Here is a 19,751-nt window from a genome sequence, read left to right as displayed (position 1 = left end):
GGGAAACCGCAGGGCGGGCGATCGGCGTCAAATCGGCGTCGACCACTTCTTGACTCTTCAAGATGGAATTTGTATGGGCGCCAACCAATACGTTTCACGCATATCTGGTATGCATATCATGTCCCCCGTGCGGTTCTTGCTGACAAACGTAAGCCTTGCCCGCATTTTATCCGTTCATCCGATAATTCATCCAAAACATGGCATCCACGGTGACTGACAACGAGCGTTCCACCCCAGCCGACCGGCGGTCGCGTCTGCGCCCCGGGAAAAACGGCAAGCTCGCCCTTGGCCCCCTTCCCGAGCTCGTGGGTTACAACCTGCGCAAGGCTCAGGTCGCGGTGTTCCAGAGCTTTCAGAACGCGGTCGCCCCGCACGACATCACGCCCGGCCAGTTCGGCGTGCTGATCATGATTCGGGAGAACGAGGGGCTGTCGCAGTCCGATCTGGGCACGGCGGTCGGCATCGACCGCTCGACCATGGTCGCGGTGATCGACCGTCTCGAGTCGCGCGGCCTCGTCGTCCGCGCCCCCTCGCCCAATGACCGCCGCTCCTACGCGCTGCGCCTGTCGCCGGAAGGCCAGACTCTGATGGACGACCTGACTCCGCGCGTCCAGGCCCACGACCAGAGCATGGTCAAGGATCTGTCCCCGGAAGAACAGGCGCAGTTCATCGACTTCCTGCGCCGCGTGTCGCGGGCGAAGTAAGGGGCACCACCCCTTCCGTTCCAGGCACCGGAAACGACTGACAGCCCGCCTTCGCACCAGCAATTGCCAGTGCGAAGGCGGGCTTTTCTATTTGGAGTTTTCGCAGGAACGAAAGCTCTCGGGACCAAAATAAAAAAGGCCCAACTTTTCAGCTGAGCCTTTTTAGCGGGTCTATCCCGGAAACTTAGTGGCGGAGGGAGAGGGATTCGAACCCTCGATACGCTTTTGACGTATACACACTTTCCAGGCGTGCGCCTTCAACCGCTCGGCCACCCCTCCGTAGAGGCCCGCGTTATAGCCAGAGGTTCGCGGCGATGCAAGCCTCCGTTTCACGCGAACGACGTTTTTTTGGCGGCGCATCAAACCGTCCGGATTTCATCCACATACCTCGTCCACCAGGGCGCCGACGGTGCGGCACAACAGGTCCAGATCCTGGGGACGGGACAGGCGGTGGTCGCCGTCCTTCACCAGAGTGACGCGGACATCGTCGCCCGTCAGCGCCTCGGCGATTCGCAGGCTGAGCTGCCAGGGGACATCGGGGTCGCGCTGACCGTGCAGCAGGCGGACGGGACCGTCGAAACCGATGGGACCGCGCAGCAGCAGGTGGTTGCGGCCGTCCTCGATCAGGGCGCGGGTGATCGGCTGGGGTTCGGGACCGTACTCCGACGGGCGGTTCCAGACGCCCTGCTCCATGATCTGCCGGCGGACGTCGGCATCGAAGATGTCCCACATCAGGTCTTCGGTGAAGTCGGGGGCCGGCGCGATGCCGACCAGCCCGGCCACCCGCTCCGGCCGGCGGAGCGCAGTCAGCAGCATCATCCAGCCGCCCATGGAGGAGCCGACCAGGATCTGCGGCCCCGTCGTCACCCGGTCCAGCACCGCCAGCGCGTCGTCGGCCCACAGGCCGATGGTGCCGTCGGCGAAACGGCCGCTGGAGGCGCCGTGGCCCTGATAGTCGAAGCGGGTGAAGGACAGGCCGCGCTCCACCGCCCACGCCTCCAGCGTGGTCGCCTTGCCGCCGGTCATGTTGGACATGAAGCCGCCCAGGAACATGACGCCGGGCTTGCCCCGCCCGGAAGGACCGGCAGGGGTGTGGTGATAGGCTATGGTCGCCGCACCGCGCGTTAGGCTATGGTGCGCGCCGCCCGGTTGGGCTGCGGTTTCGGTCATACGGTCACCTTCGACAACGGATGCCGGCCCGCGGTCGGACACCGGTTCGAGGGACACCGGCATGCCGGGGCCCGCGGCCGGTCCCGGGCCGCCCCTTGCGAGCAGCCGGCATCATGGATTTCGACCCCCACCTTACCACCGACCAATCCCCGCGCAACGCGGACGCCCGTCAGGATACTCCGCCTTCGCACCAGCCGGGCCATTGGCCGGGAGAGTGGCCGGGCGGGCGGGCGCCGACGGTGCTGCAGGTGGTGCCGACGCTGGTCACCGGCGGCGCGGAGCGCGGCTGCATCGACATGGCGCTTGCCCTGCAGGCCGCAGGCGGCACCCCGCTGGTGGCCTCGGAAGGCGGGCCGATGGTCCGCGAACTGGACCGCGCCCGCATCACCCACCTGACCCTGCCGCTGGCCTCCAAGAACCCGCTGACCATCCGCCGCAACGCCCGCCGGCTGACCGCCATCATCCGCGAGCACAAGGTGGACATCGTCCATGCCCGCTCCCGCGCCCCGGCCTGGAGCGCGTGGCTGGCCTGCCGCGAGACCGGCGCGCGCTACATGACCACCTTCCATGCCCCCTATAATTTCGGCAGCGGGCCGGTCGGCGGCCGGCTGAAGCGTTGGTACAACTCGGTGATGGCGCGGGGCGAGCGGGTGATCGCCATCTCCGGCTTCATCCGCGACCATGTGCTGGGCAACTATCCGGTCGATCCGGCGCGGGTACGCGTCATCCACCGCGGCATCGACCGCAGCGTCTTCGCCCCCGACCGGGTCAGCCCGACGCGGCTGGTGACGCTCGCCAAGCAATGGAACCTGCCGGACGACCGGCCGGTGATCCTGCTGCCCGGCCGGCTGACCCGTTGGAAGGGGCAGCTCGTGCTGATCGATGCGCTGGCCAAGCTGGGACGCAAGGACGTGCTGGCCCTGCTGGTCGGCTCCGACCAGGGCCGCACCGGCTACCGGGAGGAACTGGAGAACCGCATCGCCACCAACGGCCTGCGCGGCGTGGTGCGGATGACCGACCATTGCAGCGACATGGCCGCGGCCTACCTGTTGTCGACGGTGGTCGTCTCCGCCTCGCGTGAACCGGAGGCCTTCGGGCGGGTGATCGTGGAGGCGCAGGCGATGGGCAAGCCGGTGATCGTCTCGGCCATCGGCGCCTATCAGGAGACCGTCGTCCCCGGAGAAACCGCCTGGGTGGTGCCACCGGACGATCCCGACGCGCTGGCCCGGGCGCTGGGGGAAGCGCTGTCGCTGACACCGGAGCAGCGCGACGCCATCGGCGCCCGCGCCATGGCCTTCGTGGCGGACCGCTACACCAAGGACCGCATGTGCGCCGATACGCTGGCGGTCTATGCAGAGTTGCTGCAACCACGCTGAGACCGGCTTGTTGACGCAATCCGACCTTCAACCCACCATCAACCGACCGGACACCATGGCCGACATCCGACAGATTTCCGGCATCGCCGAGGTCATCGACCGCTATGACGGGTTCATCCTGGACCTGTGGGGCGTTCTGCATGACGGCGAACAGCCCTATCCCGGCGTGCCCGACTGCCTGGACCGCATGCGCGCCGCCGGCAAGACGCTGTGCCTCCTGTCCAATGCCCCACGCCGTACCACTGGCGTGATCGAAAAGCTCGACGGCATGGGGCTGGGGCGCGAGCGCTACAACCATGTCATGACGTCGGGCGAGGCGACCTATGAAGCCCTGCGCGACCGGGACGATCCCTGGCACGCGGCACTCGGCCGGCGGCTCTACCACATCGGGCCGGACCGCGACACCGACGTCTATGCCGGGCTCGGCTATCAGGTTGCGGCAACCCCGGCCGAGGCCGACTTCGTCGTCAACACCGGCATCGTGACCTTCGGCGAGACGGTGGCGGACTATCAGCCGCAACTGGACGCCTGTCTTGCCGCCGGCCTGCCGATGATCTGCGCCAACCCGGATCTGGTGGTGATGGTCGGACCGATGCTGGTGATCTGCGCCGGCACGCTGGCTGCCCGGTATGAGGAGATGGGCGGCGACGTGCGCCAGCACGGCAAGCCCTATGCCCCGGTCTATGAGCGCTGTTTCAAACTGTTGGGCATTGCGGACAAGAGCCGCATCCTGGGGGTGGGCGACAGCCTGCGCACCGATGTCGCCGGCGCCAACGCCGCCGGGATCGACGTGGCGCTGGTCACCGCCGGCATCCACCAGGAGGAATTGGGCGGAGCGGCCTGGGGCGAGGCGGTCAACCCGGTCAATCTGCGCGCGCTGGCCGATGCCACCGGCCACATGCCGACCTATGCGATGCCCAGCCTGCGCTGGTGAGCGTTGGCTGCGATCGGGCGGGGCGCCCGCCGCGCGCCCCGTCAGTCCATCGGAACCGCGTCGTCCAGCGCCTTGCGCAGAAGGGGCGACGGACCGTCTTCCGAGAAGCCGCGGTTGCCGATGGCAGTGCGGAAATAGCTGACGATGAACACGCGGATGGAGGCGGTCAGGTTGGCCTCCCCCCGCCGTTCGTCGATCCGGCTGCAAATCTCGTTCAAGCTCAGCCGTTCACGCTCGCAGATTTCCTTCAGCGAGTCCCAGATGAACGGCTCCATCCGGAGGCTTGTTCGACGCCCGCTCACCTTCACGTTGCGGCAGAGCAGCCCCGGCCCTTCCTTACCTCCGCCCGTGCCCGCCATGGGAATTCCCGTTCCTCATCCGTTGCGCGTTCCGCCCGCCTGGTTCGGGGCAATACATCCATTTGTGTGACGATATTGCAAGCAGCGTGTGCCGTCCAAGTCAATTTCGACCCACGGCTGCGGTTCGACGCGACAATCGGGCGCAGGCGGGTATCGCTTCCAACCGCAGATCGGCAGGTTGCCGGGAAAAGCCGCTTCCCTTGGCTCACACCTTCGCTATACCAGTGCCGAATCATTCCTGCGGGAATCGGGCGGACACCGATGGGGCGGAACGGCCTGACGGACGGGCCGGGCGGTGGAAGAGGAAGGATCGGCGATGAAGCGACCGGGAAACGGACGATTCGCGGGCTGCGTCGCGGCCTGCGCCATCGCTGCCCTGTTGGCCGGCGGAGTCGTGCTTGCCCTGCCCTCCGGATATGCCCGGGCCGCGGAATCCGTCCCCGCTAAACAGATTCCGGAAGCGGCGATCCGTGCGCGCCTGGAGGCGATGCTGCCGGCGCCCTGGCGCATCGAAGCGCTGATGGTGGAGCCGCTGTCCAACGCGGCCGGCCAATCGCCGGAACCGCAAGCGGCGGCGCGGGTGACCGCCAGGGTGGTGCTGGGTGCCCCGACCTATCTGGTCGACAGCCGCGAAGGGCCGGTGACCTTCCTGCGCCCGGCGGCCGATGCCGGTCTCGTCAAGAGCTGGGTCGCGACAGCGCTCGGCACCCGCGGCGCCGATGGCTGGACGGTCGCGCTGACGCCGCAGAACCCCGGCCTGCTCGAGGGCATCGGCAAGCCCGCCGCGGAGCTGCCAGGCCGCACCGTGGTGCTGGGCACGACCGAAGCCAGGAGCCTGCGCGAACAGCTGGACCGCGACGCCGCCCAACGGCTGGCCGACGACACCGAACGCCGCCGGCGCGAAGAGGAACGGCTTGCCCAGCAGACCGCCGCCGCCAAGGCCGAAGCCGCCCGTGCCGAGACCGAACGCCGGGCCGTCGAGGCGCGCATCGCCCAGCTGGCCGACCTGCGCGGCAAGCTGGCCGGCAACGACCGCGCGATGCGGCTGGCCGCCTTCGAAGCGGCGCTGGGCGGCAACGACCCGGCACTGCGCCAGACGGCCATGGAGGCGGCGCTGCAAAGCCGCGATCCGGTGGTCGCCAATCTGGCGCTGAAGGACTGGATCGCCCGCCGCCGCGCCGTGCCGGTCCAGCTCTACGCCACCAAGGAGGATCCGAGTTCCGAGGTGGTGGTGCAGAATCTGGGACCGATGACGCTGGAGATCGACGGCTTCAGCCCGGTCAACGGGGCCCTGGCCGGCAAGCTGGGCGCCCCCGGCTACAGCATCGCGCGGCCGTCCAGCATCGTCGGCACCCTGGCGCAGACCGAATTGGCGGTGAACTCCTTCGGCTGTGCCCTGACCCTGCGGCTGACCGAACACCGGACGCTGGATGGGCTTCTGCGCTGCCAGACCCTGCCGACGCTGATCGCCCGCATCACGCTTGACTGAGGGGTGAGGGCCGATGGGCGATGCGTTTCCGAAACGGCTCCGGCGGGCTTCGGCGCTGTCCCTGCTGCTGCTGGCCGCCCCCTCCGGCGTGCCGGCCCAGATGCCGGCTGAGCGCTTCTCCCCGCCCGCCGCCCCGATCGTCGCCCTGCCCCGCCTGACCCCGGCACAGTCCGTCTCGCCACCGCTGAGCCCTGGCATGGTCTGGGAACATCCGCCGGAGGCGCCGGCTCCGCTGTCGCCGGTCAGCCCGCAGCCCGCCCCGGTCTCCACCCCGAGCCGGACGCCCATTCCCGAGGCGAGGACACCGGAGCCAAAGCCGGCCGATCCCCAGCACGCCGCCCCCAAAAGCGTCGCGGCGGAGCAGGCCCTCGCCGCCGTTCCTCCCCTGCCGCCGGTGAAGCCGCAGCCCGAGCCTGCCGCCCGGCCGGCGCCGAAAGAGCCGGAGAAGACCGTTGCCGCCCGGCGGACGATGGTCGCCACCGCCGGCATCTACCTGCGCACCACGCCGGACGCCAAGGGCCGGGTCCTCGACACCGTGGAGAAAGGCGACCGCGTGGAGGCATTCGGCGCGCCGGTGAATGGCTGGCAGCGGGTAGGGCGTGCCGGCAAGCCGCAGGGCTACGTCACCAGCGCATACCTGACGGAGGTCGCGACTGACCGCGGCGAGCCCGCCTCCCCACCCAAACCCGGCCGCTATGCCAAGGCCGACCGGGAGGACCGCGGCTGCGCCCTGCCCGGCGACCTGCCCAGGGTCCAATCGGAGCGGGCGCAGACCACCCGCCTGCCCCAGGGCACCGTCGCCCGGCTGCGCGCCGCCGGCAATTTGCGCGTCGCCCCGGTCTGCGATGCCAAGGTGCTGGACGTGCTGGATGCGGGCGAGCGTGTGACGGTGATGGAGGCGGTCGGCGGCTGGTACAAGGTCGGGCGGAAAGGCAAGGCGCTGGGCTATGTCGGCGCGGCGCTGCTCGTCCCCGCCAAACGCTGAAGGGGCTGCGCCGGAAAGCGGTACGGAGCTACCCGGAAGGTCACGCCACGGCCCTCCGTGAAGGGGCTTGTTCGCCCGTGAAAAAGGATTCTACAACAAGGGGGAGGCCGAACTATCGCGGACGAACGCAGCCCCTTCGAAACTGAACCGGGGCGCGCCCGTTTTCTCCGACGGTTCGACCACTCCCGCCGGCCATGCGGCGCCGGTCAAGCCGGGCGGGGGCGCGAAGCACGACCGGGACAAGGATCCACACGATGTCGACCCAACACAAACAAGCCATGGACGCGGTCCTGCAGGCCGCCGCGCACGACATCGTCGCCACCCTGCAGGAGCGGGACATCACCGACCGCCACAGCGAGGAAGGGGACCTCGTCGTTCTCGACGTCGCCATCCTGCACGCCTACCGCATCTTCATGCGCATCTGCGAGGAGAACGGCCTGGAGGTCGACGCCGGCTATTTCGCCGACCTCGCCGCCGACCTCGCCGAGGAAGTGGCGCAGGACCAGGATTACGAGGACTGAACCCGGGAAACCGAGGTCAAGACGAGAATGCCCCCGCCCTTCCCCGCGCAGCACGGGAAGGGCGGGGGCACGTCCTTTTGTGAAAGCCCTGCCAAGTGCCCCATACCACCCCTGACGTGGCAATCGTCGGCGCCGGTCCCGCCGGGCTGATGGCGGCGGAGATCGCTGCTGGCGCCGGCCTGCGGGTCGCCGTGTTCGACCACACTCCCACCCCGGCGCGCAAGCTGCTGCTGGCCGGGCGCGGCGGGCTGAACCTGACCCATTCGGAACCGCTCGACCGTTTCCTGCCGCGTTACGGTGCGGCGGAACCGCTGTTCCGCCGATTGCTGGCCGGTTTCTCGCCCGACGACCTGCGCGGCTGGGCCGCCGGGCTGGGCATCGAGACCTTCGTCGGCAGCAGCGGCCGCGTCTTCCCGGTGCAGATGAAGGCCTCCACCCTGGTCCGCGCCTGGTTGCGGCGGCTGGACGGGCTGGGCGTCACCCTGCACAGCCGCCACCGCTGGACCGGCTGGGACGGGACCGGCGCCCTGACCTTCCATGCGGCCTTCCACCATGGCGAGGAGAGCGTCACCGTCTCCCCGCGCGCCACCCTGCTGGCTCTCGGCGGGGCGAGCTGGCCGCGCACGGGATCGGATGGCGGCTGGGTCCCGCTGCTTGAGGGGCTGGGGGTGGAGGTGGCGCCGCTGGTCCCCTCCAACATGGGCTTCGAGGTGCCCTGGTCCGATCACCTGCGCGACCGCTTCGCCGGCCAGCCGGTGAAGAGCGTCGGCTTGTCCGCTGCCGGTCGTCGGCTGAAGGGCGAGTTCGTCATCACCGAGACGGGGATCGAGGGCGGCGCCGTCTATGCGCTGAGCGCGCCGCTCCGCGACGCCATCGCCGCCGAGGGCTGGGCGACCTTGACGCTGGACCTGCTGCCGGACATGGCGGAGGCCGAACTGGTCAAGCGCCTGCGCCGCCGCGGTGCGGAGTCGCTGTCCACCTTCCTGAAGAAGTCGCTGTCCCTGACCGGCCCGCGCGCCGCGCTGCTGCGCGAGTTCGCCCCCGCCGCCGACCTGACCGACCCGGTGGCGCTGGCCCGCCATATCAAGGGCCTGTCGGTGGTACTGACCGGCGTCCGACCGATCGAGCGCGCCATTTCCTCGGCCGGCGGGGTCCGCCTGTCGGAACTGGACGACCGGCTGATGCTGATCCGCCGCCCCGGCCTGTTCCTGGCCGGCGAGATGCTGGACTGGGAGGCGCCGACCGGCGGCTATCTGCTGCAGGGCTGCTTCGCCATGGGTGTTGCGGCCGGCAAGGGCATGGTGGAGTGGCTGGGGCGGCGGTGACGCATACGGCCCTGCGAACTGCAGGCCTCCAGCATCCATCTACCGGCCTTGAGCGACCAGCGCGTCGAGTGCCGCTATGACGCAAAGGTGCTCGGCATCGAGGCTGGTGACCGATGGTCCGAGCACCCTGGCGGGAATCGTCACCATTTGCAGCGGGTTCATCAGCACTTTGATGTCTTCGACCGTGAATGCCGGGTTGAGCGTCCGGTCATGGTAGGAAATCTCGCTCGCCAAGACCAATGGGACCACCACCCGATCGGAGCGGTCCTCCCAACGGTCACTCTGCACGACGAGAAGATAGGGAATAACCGTTCTGCTTCGCCCTGGATTGCGATGAACGTCGAACTGCGCCATCAGCGGTCCTGGTCTTCCGGCACGAAATCCCGGCTCCATTCATCCGCGAAGCGCCCATGCTTCTCGTCAAACGCATTCCATGCCGCAACGACCTTGCGCCGGTGTTCCAGATCGTCGTCGCGTTTCCGACTCTCGTCCTGCATCCAGGCCGCCAGCAGAGACTCGATGGTACCCGACAGGTTGTCGGTGTAGCTCTGGGCGGCGCGCAGCAGATCCTCGTTCAGCGTGATGTCGATGCGCCGCTTGGATGCTTGCGCATCATAGCCCGCATCCCTCTTGCCGATATGGCTCATGCCATCCTCCGCTGCTCTTCCTCCGTATGGTGATGCGGCTTTCGCCCGGTGACAAGCGCCGCAAAGAAAAAGGGGCCGTCCCACCGGGACGGCCCCTCTTCATTCAACCCTGCGACCGCTTAGTAGCGGTAGTGGTCCGGCTTGTACGGGCCGGCGGTCGGCACGCTGATGTAGGCGGCCTGCTTGTCGGTCAGGGTGGTCAGCTTGGCGCCGATCTTGTCCAGATGCAGGCGGGCGACCTTCTCGTCCAGGTGCTTGGGCAGGACGTAGACCTTGTTCTCGTAGTTGGCGGCGTTGGTCCACAGTTCGATCTGGGCCAGCACCTGGTTGGTGAAGCTGGCGCTCATCACGAAGCTGGGGTGGCCGGTGGCGCAGCCCAGGTTGACCAGACGGCCCTGGGCCAGGACGATCAGGCGCTTGCCGTCGGGGAACACGACCTCGTCGACCTGCGGCTTGACCTCTTCCCAGACCAGATTGCGCAGGGCGTCGATCTGGATCTCGCTGTCGAAGTGGCCGATGTTGCAGACGATGGCGCGGTCCTTCATGGCCCGCATGTGGTCGATCGTGATGACGTCGACGTTGCCGGTCGCCGTGACGAAGATGTCGCCCTGCGGAGCGGCATCCTCCATCGTCACGACCTGATAGCCTTCCATCGCGGCCTGCAGCGCGTTGATCGGGTCGATCTCCGTCACCAGGACGCGGGCGCCCTGCGAGCGCAGCGAGGCGGCGGAACCCTTGCCCACATCGCCATAGCCGGCGACCACGGCGACCTTGCCGGCGACCATGACGTCGGTGGCGCGCTTGATGCCGTCGACCAGCGACTCGCGGCAACCATAGAGGTTGTCGAACTTCGACTTGGTGACGCTGTCGTTCACGTTGATGGCCGGGACCTTCAGCGTGCCCTTCTTCATCATCTCATACAGACGATGCACGCCGGTGGTGGTCTCTTCCGACAGGCCGCGGACGCCGTCCAGCATCTCCGGATACTTGTCGTGCATGATCTGGGTGACGTCGCCGCCATCGTCCAGGATCATGTTCGGGGTCCAGCCATCCGGGCCGCGCAGGGTCTGCTCGATGCACCACCAGAACTCCTCCTCCGTCTCGCCCTTCCAGGCGAAGACCGGGATGCCGGCGGCGGCGATGGCGGCGGCGGCCTGATCCTGGGTGGAGAAGATGTTGCAGGACGACCAGCGCACGGTGGCGCCGAGCGCGGTCAGCGTCTCGATCAGCACGGCGGTCTGGATGGTCATGTGCAGGCAGCCGACGATGCGGGCGCCGGCCAGCGGCTTGGCGTCGCCGAACTCGGACCGCAGGGCCATCAGGCCCGGCATCTCGGTCTCGGCGATGGTGATCTCCTTGCGGCCCCAGTTCGCGAGGCTGATGTCCTTGACCTTGTAGTCCGTGAATTCGGCGGCCATGAGGGATGACTCCTGGTGGGCGGTGACGATTCGGGCAGCGGAGATTCAGGCGCGCCGGATCCCCGGCCCTGCCGCTGTAATTGGCGAAGGGTGTATCAGCGGTTCCGGAACCATGCAAGCATAAAGATATCTTTATGTTTGCTGGGTATGCTCGGCAAACCAAGCACAGATAGCGCTTTTGTTCGCTTTACGTTCTAACCACCCGCGGCTAAGCTGCCGCCATGGATGAGATCAAGCGACCGCCGATCAAGGGCCGGGGTGCGGTGAGCAACGTCACCGGCCGCTTCGAGCGCGAGACCCGCGTCCTGACCGACGACGGCTGGACCGGCTATGCGTCCGGCGGGAACGAGGCGCTGACCGATCCCGTGCGCACCACAGTCTCCCCGGCGTCGGCCAAGTCGATCATCGCGCGCAACCAGTCGCCCGACGTCGCCTTCGACCAGTCGGTGAACCCGTACCAGGGCTGCGAACATGCCTGCATCTACTGCTTCGCCCGGCCGACCCATGCCTATCTGAACCTGTCACCGGGGCTGGATTTCGAGACGAAGCTGTTCGCCAAGCGCAACGCGGCGGAGCTGCTGGCGAAGGAGCTGCGGGCGAAATCCTATGTCTGCCAGCCGCTGGCCTTGGGCGCCAACACCGACGCCTACCAGCCGGTCGAGCGGACGGAGGGCATCACCCGGCGTGTGCTGGAGGTCTGCCGTGACTTCAACCAGCCGGTCAGCATCATCACCAAATCGGCGCTGGTCCTGCGCGACCTCGACATCCTGGCGCCGATGGCGGCGCAGGGGTTGGCCTCGGTGGCGATCTCCGTCACCACGCTGGACCGCGACCTCGCCCGCGTGATGGAACCGCGGGCCAGCACCCCGCCGCGCCGGCTGGAAACCATCCGAACGCTGGCAGAGGCCGGCGTGCCGGTGGCGGTGCTCGCCAGCCCGATGATCCCGGCGCTGAACGACCACGAGCTGGAGTCGATCCTGGAGACGGCGGCCGGTGCCGGAGCCACCGCCGCCAGCTACATCCTGCTGCGCCTGCCGCTGGAGATCGCCACCCTGTTCGAGGAATGGCTGCGCACCCACGCCCCCAACCGCGCCGACCGCGTGCTGAGCCTGATGCGGCAGAGCCGCGACGGCGCGCTCTACCGCTCCGGTTTCGGCACGCGGATGAAGGGTACCGGCCCTTACGCCGAACTGCTGCGCCACCGCTTCAAGCTGGCCTGCCGGAAGCATGGGCTGGGCGACCGGAACTGGCAGCTCGACTGCAGCCGCTTCCGGGTGCCGCCGGCCGCCGGGGACCAGCTGTCGCTTTTGTGACGGTCAGGAGCGCCGGAGCATCTTGCCCCAGGGAGACAGTGGTTCGGCCGATTTGGAAACGGCTGAATTGGAAACGGCCGACAGCGGAAGGCGGCCGGTCGCCAGCATCGCCATCACCAGCGCGGGATGGGCCGGGCCGGCGGTGTCGTGGCCGGCATGATCGGCCTGCCCGGTGCTGGCGTCGTCGTTGAGCGCCTCGTTGATGCGGGCGAAGGCTTCGATATCGTTGATGTGCAGCATGGTCCGTACCCCTCGGCTTCGACTTTTGTGCGTCGCAGCAAAAACGAAGGTAACAGCTCTGCCCTCGAATGATCTCATGTGCGGCGCTTTGACGCGGCCTTTTTAACGGGCCGGTTCGCGAACCGCCAGCATAAGCCCGAATCCGATCACGAAGAAAGCGAGAACCGTCGCCATGCCGACGCGCTGGCTGGCGAAGGCCTGGGTCGCCAGCCCGAACAGCAGCGGGCCGAAGAAGCCGACGAAGCGTCCGGTCAGGCTGTAGAGCCCGAACATCTCGCCCGCCATGCCCGGCGGGGCCAGCCGCGCCATCATCGAGCGCCCGGCCGCCTGGGCCGGTCCGAAGAACAGCCCCAGCCCCAGCGCGAAGACCCAGAACCACAGCCGCTCCGTCGCCAGCAGCAGCGGCACGCTGCACAGCGCCATGCCCGCCAGCGCGATCAGGATCACCGGCTTGGCCCCCGCCCGGTCGTCCATCCAGGCGAAGCCGATGGCCCCCGCCCCCGCCACCACGTTCAGCACGATGGCGAAGACCAGGATCTCCTCGAAACTCATGCCGAAGGTGCCGGCGGCGTAGATGCCGCCGAAGGCGGTGATGGTGTTGATGCCGTCGCGGTAGAAGGCGCTGGCGATCAGGAAGCGCATCACCTGGCGGTAGCGCCGGGCCTCGCGCAGCCTGGCGGCCAACGTCGCCACCCCGTCGCGCGCCGCCCGCAGCAGGCCCTGGCCGGTGGAGGGTTCGTCCGGCACCCACAGGAAATAGGGTAGAGCGAAGACGCCGTACCACACCGCGGCCAGCAGCGCTGTGGCGCGGATATTGGCCTGCTCGCCCCAGTCGGACCACTCCAGGCCGAACAGGCCGAACAGCGGGGCCGGCGCCTGGACAAAGCCGACCAGCGCCAGGACGAGGCAGGTCAGCCCGCCGAAATAACCGATGCCCCAGCCCCAGCCCGACACCCGGCCCAGCAGCCGCGGCGGCACCAGCCCCGGCAGGGTGGCGTTGTAGAAGACGTTCGCCAGTTCGAACGACACGGTGGCGATCACCACGCAGGCGAGCGCGAAGGCGGCATCGGCCGGATCGGGCCTGACCCACCAGAGCGCCACGGTGAAGGCGACGGTCACCAGTGTGAACAGGGCCATCCAGGGCTTGCGCCGCCCCGCCCGGTCGGCGATGGCGCCCAGGACCGGGCTGAGCAGCGCGATGGCGACCCCGGCCGCGGTCATCGCCGCCCCCCAGCGCGCGGTGCCCTCCACCGGGTCGCCGACCACGCCGCGGGCGAAATAGACCGAGAAGACGAAGGTGGTGATGATGGTGTTGTAGGCGGAATTCGCCCAGTCGTAGAGGCACCAGGAGGCGATGGCGCGCCGGGAGGGAGAGGCTTCGCTCAAACGCCCTCACCCCCCATCAGTCCGTCCACCCCGAAGGAGATCTGGTTGTTGTCGTAGCGGGCGACGATGCGCAGGCGGTCGCCGGCCGACAGCGCGATCGGCTTTTCCAGGAAGGTCATCGCCTGCTTCCAGTGGTTGGTGCGGGCGCGGCTTTCCGACTTGTAGACCACCTCGTCATCCATGAAGAGGTCGAACCAGAAGGCGACGCCGTGGCAGGTGCCGGCGGTGACGATGGTCACGTCGATCACCCGCTCGCCCTCTTCCGGCATGTTGCGGGTGAAGTCGAAATCCAGCGCGGTGAAGGGCTTCGACAGCGGCGTGTGGGCGTCGGCGCCGAGGTCGATCTGCTGGTAGCCGGGGGAACGGAAGACGTCGAAGCTGCCCATGTCGAAGCCGTCGATGGTCTCCACCGGGTTGATGCGGGCCAGTTCCGGCGTCTCGACCAGCATGGCGTAGACGGTGGAGGCGCGCGGGATGATGGCGCCGCCCGGCTTCACCAGATGGGTGCGGGCATGCTGCAGCACCGACAGCATGCGCGGGGCCAGCATGCCGATGTTGATCAGTTCCGACACGAAGACGTCGGCCTTCTCCGGCAGGTCGCCGCCCTCCCCCACCGTCAGCTGGGTGGACAGGCGCGGCACCACGTCGATGCTGTCGGCATAGCCGTTGCGCGCCACCGTTTCCTTGGCGACGCGGGCCAGGATCGGGTTGACCTCGCAGGTCACCACCTTCTTCGCACCCGCGCGCGCCGCCATCATGGCGACGATGCCGGAGCCGGTGCCGATCTCCAGCACCAGCTGGCCGGGCTTCACCGCCCGTTCCAGCGACTGCTTGTAGGCCTCGTTCCGCTCGAAATCGTTGATCATCGGCAGGTGCCAGCCGGGCACCGCGTTGGAGTAGATCAGCCGGCGGGTGAACTTCACCATGGGGTGGTCGGGCGCCTGCTCGCGCGCCGCCTCGATCACCTCGATCGCTTCGGCGGCGCGGTCGAGGCTCTGCAGCACATGGGCGAGGCCGACCTGGGCGGGGACGAAGCGCGGCGCGGCGGCCAGAACGGTACGGAACTCCGCCTCCGCCTCGGCCAGCCGGCCGCCGGTGGAGAGCAGTTCGGCCAGGCTGTAATGGACGTCGAGATAGTCGGGGGCCTGCTCCAGCGCGGTGCGGAAATGCTGTTCCGCCTCCTCCAGCTCGCCCAGCTCGCGCAGGGTGGCGGCGAGGAAATGGTGCATCTCCGGCGCCTCGGGTCGCAGGTCCAGCGCGGCGCGGAAGCAGTCCGCCGCCTCCTCCAGCCTCGTCTGCACCTTCAGGGCGTTGCCGAGGTTGCCGTGCAGTTCCGGCAGGCGCGGGTTGATGGCGAGGCCGGCGCGGAAGGCCTCCTCCGCCTCCGCCGCGCGGCCCTGCTGGAAGAGCAGGCTGCCGCGGCTGTTGTGGAAGGAGGGGTCGTTGCCGTTCTCCGCGATGGCCTGGGCGAACAGGGTCAGCGCATAGTCGGGATGGTCGGTGTGGGCGGCGACCAGCCCCAGCAGATGCAGCGCCTGGGCATTGTGCGGATCCGTCGCCAGGATCGCCCGGCAGACATCCTCCGCCCCCGCCAGATCGTTGCTGCGGAAACGCTTGGCCGCTTCGATCAGGGTCGGGGCGGAGGTGTCGGTCATCGCTGCGGCTCCAGGGGACGGCGGGAACACGAAAAGATCGCCGCACCATACCGGGAATTGCCGCTCCGCTACAGCCTTTCGATCTGGGGCGTTGGACCCGGGATGCACGCTCCCCCCTACCCCTCGCCGGCATTCTCCCAGCCCCAGCGGTCCCAGGCGCCGTCGAGGAAGGCGGTCAGGCGCGGACCGGCGGGAAGGCCGGAACAGGACAGCAGCGACGGGGCGACGCGGCCGGCGCCGCGGGTCCACCACAGGCTGGCATCCTCACCCAGTGGACCGGACAGGCGGTTCAGCAGGGCGCGGGTGGCGGGGCTGACGCGCTCCGGCTCCGGACGGCCGAGGATGGCGAGGCGGGCCGGCAGACCCTCCACGTCGGCACCGGCGCGGCAGGCGTCCGCCGCCAGCGCTTCGGCACGGGACAGCCACGCGGCACAGGCGGCGGGGGCGTCGGCGATGTCGAAGCCGGCGGGCAGGCCGGCGGCGATGGTGAAAGGATAAGGGCGGCCGACCCGGTCGGCGCTGGGCATCCACACCCCCACCAGCGGGGCGGCGCCGCACAGGCCGGCGGACAGGGCGAAGCGCCAGACCGGGGCCTGGGCGAACAGCGGGTCCCACTCGCCGCCCAGCCGCCGCCCGGCCTCGCCCAGGGCGGCCGACAGCCATCGGTCCCAGGGGCCGAGAACCGCGCCCGGCAGGCCGTGGCCGACGAAATCGCCGCGCGCCGGCACCTTGCCATGGAAGCCCATCACCGGATCGGCGCCGCGCGGCGTGCCGAAGGAACCCATCATGGCAGCGCGGCCCGGCCGGGCTGGGGCATTGGCCGGGCGATGGCAGGAGGAGCGGATTGGGCCAGCACCTCCTCGACACGGGCGACCAGCGCCTCGTCGGGCGGGACGGGGGCGAAGCCGACGGCGAACAGGGCGGCCAGATGGTCGCCCAGCGCGCGGCGGCGTGCCTCGTTGGCCGGGCCGGGCAGCGTGCGCTGCCAGTCCAGCGCCACCCATTCCGCCAGCGCGCCGGCATCCATCGTCTCCGCCCCGCCGACCATGCGGTAGATGCGCAGGGTCCGGCGCAACTGGTCGGGCAGGGCCCAGTCGGCGCGCAGCCGCTCCTCCAGCCGCAGGGCGATGCGGGCGAGGAACTGGCTGCGCAGGGCGCGGCGGTAGGCCTCCTGCGCCGGGCCGGCGATGCGCGCGCCCTGGTACAGGCCGCCGGCCAGCGCCGGGTCGGCCCAGCTGTGCGCTGCGTCGAAGGCCAGCGGCAAGGCGCGCAGGGCGTCCAGCGCCGGCAGGATCGCCGCGGGGTCGGCGTCGTCCACCCGCGCCAGCGACCGCGGCGGCGTGTCGAGCGGGCGCAGCGCCGCCTCCACCGCTGCGGCGCCGGCATCGGCGCGCTCCAGCAGGGCGGCGTTGCCGCGGGCGCTGACCAGCCACCAGCCGCCGACCAGAAGGCCGAGCATCAGCGCGGCGGCGGCGGACAGGGCGCTCCGGCGGCGGCGGGCGCGCTCCACCGCCCGGTCGATCCGGGCGAGGTTGGCCTCGGGGAAAACCACGTCGGGCAGCAGGCGGTCGAGGAAATAGGTGGAGGCGCGGACGGACGGGTCCGGCTCCAGCAGGGCGAGCGCTCCGCCGGTCTGGGTGGCGCTGGTCAGGTAGAGGCCGCGCAGACGGGGCGTCTCCTCGCCATGCTCCGAGCCGAAGATGGTGTCGACGATGTCGGCCAGCGCCGGCTCCAGCTCCGCCACGCGCAGCGGCAGGGCGAAGGCGTCGCCGCGGCGGCGGAGGTCCGGTTCCTGGTGCAGCCGGTCGAGTAGCCGTTCGTCCAGCCGCCGCACCAGCCCGGCATAGAGATCGCGGAAGACCGGCAGCGGCCCTTCCGCCCGCTCCTCCGCCGGCAGGGTCAGGCCCCAGACCTGCGAGCGCGCCTCGCGGTCCAGCGGATCGAAGAAGGTGGTGAAGCCGTCCAGCAGGTCGGCCTTGGTCAGCAGCAGATAGACCGGTAGCCGCAAGCCCAGCTGCACGCGCAGCTCGTTCAGGCGCTGGCGGATCAGGATGGCGTGGTTACGACGCTCCGCCTCGTCCCAGGCGGCGAGGTCCGGCAGGCTGAGCGTCAGAAGGACGCCGTTGGCGGGCTGGAGCGGCCGGTGTTCCTTCAGCAGGTCGAGCAGGCCGGACCACACCCGCCCGTCCACCGCGCGCCGGCTGTCCTGGGTGGTGTAGCGGCCGGCGGTGTCGATCAGCACGGCACGGTCGGTGAACCACCAGTCGCAGTTGCGGGTGCCGGCCAGCCCGGCCAGCGGCTCCACGACGCTGCCGTCCGCCGCGGCGGCCCCAAGCCCAGCGTTGGTCAGCGCCGTCGTCTTGCCCGAACCGGGAGCGCCGATCACCAGATACCAGGGCAGCTGGTAGAGGTAACGGCCGCCGCGCCGCTTGCGCAGCCGCGCCAGCACCGCGTCCATCCGCTTGCGCACCGTGGCGATCTCTTCCAGCGAGGCCTTCAGTTCCGGGTCGCGGGTGGCGGCCAGCGCTTGCAGCAGGCGGGCATTGGCGGCGCGCTCGCGGGCGTCGGTGCGGCGGTTGACCGCCACCCATCCGGCCAGCGCCAGGACGAGCGGCAGCAGCCGGACGCTCCAGTCCGCCTGGACGGTCGGCAGCAGATGGGGGGGCAGCAGATGGGGGGCGAAGGACGCGGCCAGCCGCGGCAGCAACAGCCAGCCGGCCAGCCCCAGCGCCAGCGCGCCGGTCAGCGACAGCGCCCAGCGGGTGCGGGCGGAGCGGTGCGGCGACGGGACGGCGGCGGGCTTGCGGCGGCGCCTGGGCGGTTTGGCGCCTGCCTTTGCGGGACGGGGATCGGCCATGGCGGGCGCCCTATTGCGGATAGAGGCGGATGTCGATCCGCCGGTTGGCGTCGCGCCCGGCGGGCGTGTCGTTCAGGGCGACGGGCTCCTGGTCGCCATGTCCCTCGGCCGACAGGCGGGTGGGGGCGATGCTGCGCTCCAGCAGCTTGCGCACGGCGTCGGCGCGGGCGTCGGTCAGTGCCTGGGCGGTGGGCAGCCGGCCCGTCGCCGGGGTCTGGTCGTCGGTGTGGGCGACCACCAGGACGCTGCCGGGCTCCGCCGCCAGGGTCTGGCCCACCCGTTCCACGATGGCGCGGTGGCGGGCCTTCACCGCCTCGCTGCCGGTGGCGAACATCGCCGCCGCGGGGATGCGGATCACCAGGGCGCCGTCCTCCCCCGCCAGAACCTCGACGGCGCCGATGCGGATTTCGGGGGCGAGCTGGCCGGTGATGCGGGCGATCAGGGCGGGGCCGGCGGCGGGCGGCGGCGGCGGGACCATCCGCGCGATCTCGATCGGGCGGTCGGGCAGCAATGCTGAGATGCGGGCTGTCACCGGCTCCGCCTGCCGGTCGAGGGTGCTGGCGAGATGGACATAGAGGCCGGACAGGCCCAGCGCCACCGCCGCCCAGACGATCCAGCCGGGCAAGGAGGCGCCCAGGCCGCGCCCCAGCGGGCGGAACGGCTCCGCCACCCCGGCCCAGGCCGGCGACAGCTCCGCCGCCAGGTCGCCGCGGGCGCGGCGCAGGATGCGGTACAGCTCGTCGCGCAGTCGGGCGAGGTCGTGGGCACCGCCGGGCTTGTCGCGGAACCGCCCCTCGAAGCCCAGCGACAGGCAGGCGTAGAACAGCTCCAGCGCATGGCGGTGGCGGCGCGGGTCGCCCAGCATGCCGTCGAGCAGGTCGAAGAAGCGCACCCCGGCGCCGGGCTCCGCGACCGCCGCCCCGCCATGGTCGGCGGCGCGGGCGACGTCGTCCAGCGTGGCGGCCAGCGCGACACGGGCGGCGGCGATGTCATCCGGGTCGAGGCCGGCAGCGGCGGCCTCGCGGTCGAACCGCTCCAGCGCGGCGGCGGCGGCGGCACGCGGGGAGTCGGCGAGGGCGCGGTCGCGCAAGCTCCCGGCCAGCGCCAGCACCGGGGCGGCGACGGTCAGCAGGGGATTGAGGGAGTAGCGGGGGCGCGGAGGCGGATCGGGGGTAGCGGGGACGGGCGGGGGTGCGGCCTCCACCAGCAGTTCCGCTCCGTCCACTCTTTCGTCCGCCTGCATGTCTCGTCCGCTGTTGGGGAATTTCGGGTGAGGTATAGCAGCGTCGGGGCGGTAGGGGGAACCTGGGGGTGGAGAAGTTAGACCCCCACCTAACCTCCCCCGCTCTCAGCGGACCTACGGTCCGCCTGC

The 19,751-nt window shown here is 70.0% G+C and carries 19 protein-coding genes and 1 tRNA gene; 8 read left to right on the top strand and 12 right to left on the bottom strand.

Going from position 1 to position 19,751, the window contains the following annotated elements; all coding sequences use genetic code 11:
- Nucleotides 1-305 precede the first annotated feature (305 nt).
- Nucleotides 306-704 (top strand): MarR family transcriptional regulator, encoded by a 399-nt coding sequence (locus J2Y49_RS28835; protein WP_310118925.1) that lies wholly within the window; start codon nt 306-308, stop codon nt 702-704.
- A 188-nt stretch (nt 705-892) separates the two neighbouring features.
- Here the strand turns inward: J2Y49_RS28835 and J2Y49_RS28830 are convergent.
- Nucleotides 893-983: transfer RNA gene (locus tag J2Y49_RS28830), tRNA-Ser, on the bottom strand.
- Nucleotides 984-1,079: 96 nt separating this feature from the next.
- Complete coding sequence (locus tag J2Y49_RS28825) at nt 1,080-1,874, bottom strand: alpha/beta hydrolase (protein ID WP_310118923.1); 795 nt, start codon at nt 1,872-1,874, stop codon at nt 1,080-1,082.
- Nucleotides 1,875-1,987: 113 nt separating this feature from the next.
- Between J2Y49_RS28825 and J2Y49_RS28820 the strand changes: the two genes are divergently transcribed.
- Nucleotides 1,988-3,250: a glycosyltransferase family 4 protein gene (locus J2Y49_RS28820; RefSeq protein ID WP_310118920.1), complete on the top strand. Its 1,263-nt coding sequence runs from the start codon at nt 1,988-1,990 to the stop codon at nt 3,248-3,250.
- A 55-nt stretch (nt 3,251-3,305) separates the two neighbouring features.
- Nucleotides 3,306-4,184: a TIGR01459 family HAD-type hydrolase gene (locus J2Y49_RS28815; protein ID WP_310118918.1), complete on the top strand. Its 879-nt coding sequence runs from the start codon at nt 3,306-3,308 to the stop codon at nt 4,182-4,184.
- 41 nt (nt 4,185-4,225) lie between these two features.
- Here J2Y49_RS28815 and J2Y49_RS28810 read toward each other — a convergent pair whose 3' ends face one another.
- The gene (locus J2Y49_RS28810; protein ID WP_149227721.1) at nt 4,226-4,543 is read right to left on the bottom strand and encodes a ribbon-helix-helix domain-containing protein; all 318 of its coding nucleotides are present in this window, start codon (nt 4,541-4,543) and stop codon (nt 4,226-4,228) included.
- A gap of 316 nt (nt 4,544-4,859) precedes the next feature.
- On the opposite strand from J2Y49_RS28810, the gene J2Y49_RS28805 reads away from it, so the two are divergent.
- The 4 genes from J2Y49_RS28805 to J2Y49_RS28790 all read left to right on the top strand — a co-directional run bounded on the left by J2Y49_RS28805 (nt 4,860) and on the right by J2Y49_RS28790 (nt 8,863).
- Complete coding sequence (locus J2Y49_RS28805; RefSeq protein ID WP_310118915.1) at nt 4,860-6,032, top strand: hypothetical protein; 1,173 nt, start codon at nt 4,860-4,862, stop codon at nt 6,030-6,032.
- A gap of 13 nt (nt 6,033-6,045) precedes the next feature.
- Nucleotides 6,046-7,017: an SH3 domain-containing protein gene (locus tag J2Y49_RS28800; RefSeq protein ID WP_310118913.1), complete on the top strand. Its 972-nt coding sequence runs from the start codon at nt 6,046-6,048 to the stop codon at nt 7,015-7,017.
- Nucleotides 7,018-7,271: 254 nt separating this feature from the next.
- Nucleotides 7,272-7,538 (top strand): hypothetical protein, encoded by a 267-nt coding sequence (locus J2Y49_RS28795; protein WP_014246535.1) that lies wholly within the window; start codon nt 7,272-7,274, stop codon nt 7,536-7,538.
- A gap of 149 nt (nt 7,539-7,687) precedes the next feature.
- A complete protein-coding gene (locus J2Y49_RS28790; RefSeq protein ID WP_310118990.1) occupies nt 7,688-8,863 on the top strand; it encodes a TIGR03862 family flavoprotein in 1,176 nt (391 codons plus the stop codon).
- Between the two features lie 39 nt (nt 8,864-8,902).
- Here the strand turns inward: J2Y49_RS28790 and J2Y49_RS28785 are convergent, their stop codons facing one another.
- The 3 genes from J2Y49_RS28785 to ahcY form a co-directional block, all read right to left on the bottom strand.
- Nucleotides 8,903-9,217, bottom strand: coding sequence for a CcdB family protein (locus tag J2Y49_RS28785; protein WP_310118910.1), 315 nt, complete (start codon nt 9,215-9,217; stop codon nt 8,903-8,905).
- The gene (locus J2Y49_RS28780; protein ID WP_310118908.1) at nt 9,217-9,510 is read right to left on the bottom strand and encodes a type II toxin-antitoxin system CcdA family antitoxin; all 294 of its coding nucleotides are present in this window, start codon (nt 9,508-9,510) and stop codon (nt 9,217-9,219) included. Before J2Y49_RS28780 ends, J2Y49_RS28785 begins: the two co-directional genes overlap by 1 nt.
- A 119-nt stretch (nt 9,511-9,629) precedes the next feature.
- A complete protein-coding gene (gene ahcY, locus J2Y49_RS28775; protein ID WP_310118905.1) occupies nt 9,630-10,928 on the bottom strand; it encodes an adenosylhomocysteinase in 1,299 nt (432 codons plus the stop codon).
- A 221-nt stretch (nt 10,929-11,149) separates the two neighbouring features.
- On the opposite strand from ahcY, the gene J2Y49_RS28770 reads away from it, so the two are divergent.
- Nucleotides 11,150-12,241 carry a PA0069 family radical SAM protein gene (locus J2Y49_RS28770; protein ID WP_310118903.1) on the top strand — a complete coding sequence of 364 codons (1,092 nt, stop codon included), beginning with the start codon at nt 11,150-11,152 and terminating at the stop codon, nt 12,239-12,241.
- Nucleotides 12,242-12,244: 3 nt separating this feature from the next.
- On the opposite strand, the gene J2Y49_RS28765 is transcribed toward J2Y49_RS28770, so the two are convergent.
- The 6 genes from J2Y49_RS28765 to icmH form a co-directional block, all read right to left on the bottom strand.
- Complete coding sequence (locus J2Y49_RS28765) at nt 12,245-12,481, bottom strand: hypothetical protein (RefSeq protein ID WP_310118900.1); 237 nt, start codon at nt 12,479-12,481, stop codon at nt 12,245-12,247.
- 102 nt (nt 12,482-12,583) lie between these two features.
- A complete protein-coding gene (locus J2Y49_RS28760; RefSeq protein ID WP_310118898.1) occupies nt 12,584-13,867 on the bottom strand; it encodes an MFS transporter in 1,284 nt (427 codons plus the stop codon).
- Nucleotides 13,864-15,522, bottom strand: a complete 1,659-nt coding sequence (locus tag J2Y49_RS28755; RefSeq protein ID WP_310118896.1) for a protein arginine N-methyltransferase — start codon at nt 15,520-15,522, stop codon at nt 13,864-13,866. The genes J2Y49_RS28760 and J2Y49_RS28755 overlap by 4 nt, the downstream gene beginning before the upstream one ends.
- A gap of 116 nt (nt 15,523-15,638) precedes the next feature.
- The gene (gene tagF / locus J2Y49_RS28750) at nt 15,639-16,310 is read right to left on the bottom strand and encodes a type VI secretion system-associated protein TagF (protein ID WP_310118893.1); all 672 of its coding nucleotides are present in this window, start codon (nt 16,308-16,310) and stop codon (nt 15,639-15,641) included.
- A complete protein-coding gene (gene tssM, locus J2Y49_RS28745) occupies nt 16,307-18,379 on the bottom strand; it encodes a type VI secretion system membrane subunit TssM (RefSeq protein ID WP_310118890.1) in 2,073 nt (690 codons plus the stop codon). Before tssM ends, tagF begins: the two co-directional genes overlap by 4 nt.
- 10 nt (nt 18,380-18,389) lie before the next feature.
- Nucleotides 18,390-19,622, bottom strand: coding sequence for a type IVB secretion system protein IcmH/DotU (gene icmH, locus J2Y49_RS28740; protein WP_310118887.1), 1,233 nt, complete (start codon nt 19,620-19,622; stop codon nt 18,390-18,392).
- Nucleotides 19,623-19,751 lie beyond the last annotated feature (129 nt).

This window comes from Azospirillum sp. BE72 (assembly GCF_031455875.1).
Lineage (GTDB): Bacteria > Pseudomonadota > Alphaproteobacteria > Azospirillales > Azospirillaceae > Azospirillum.
Note: the sequence above shows the minus strand (reverse complement) of the source record. Positions and strands in the feature narration are given on the sequence as shown.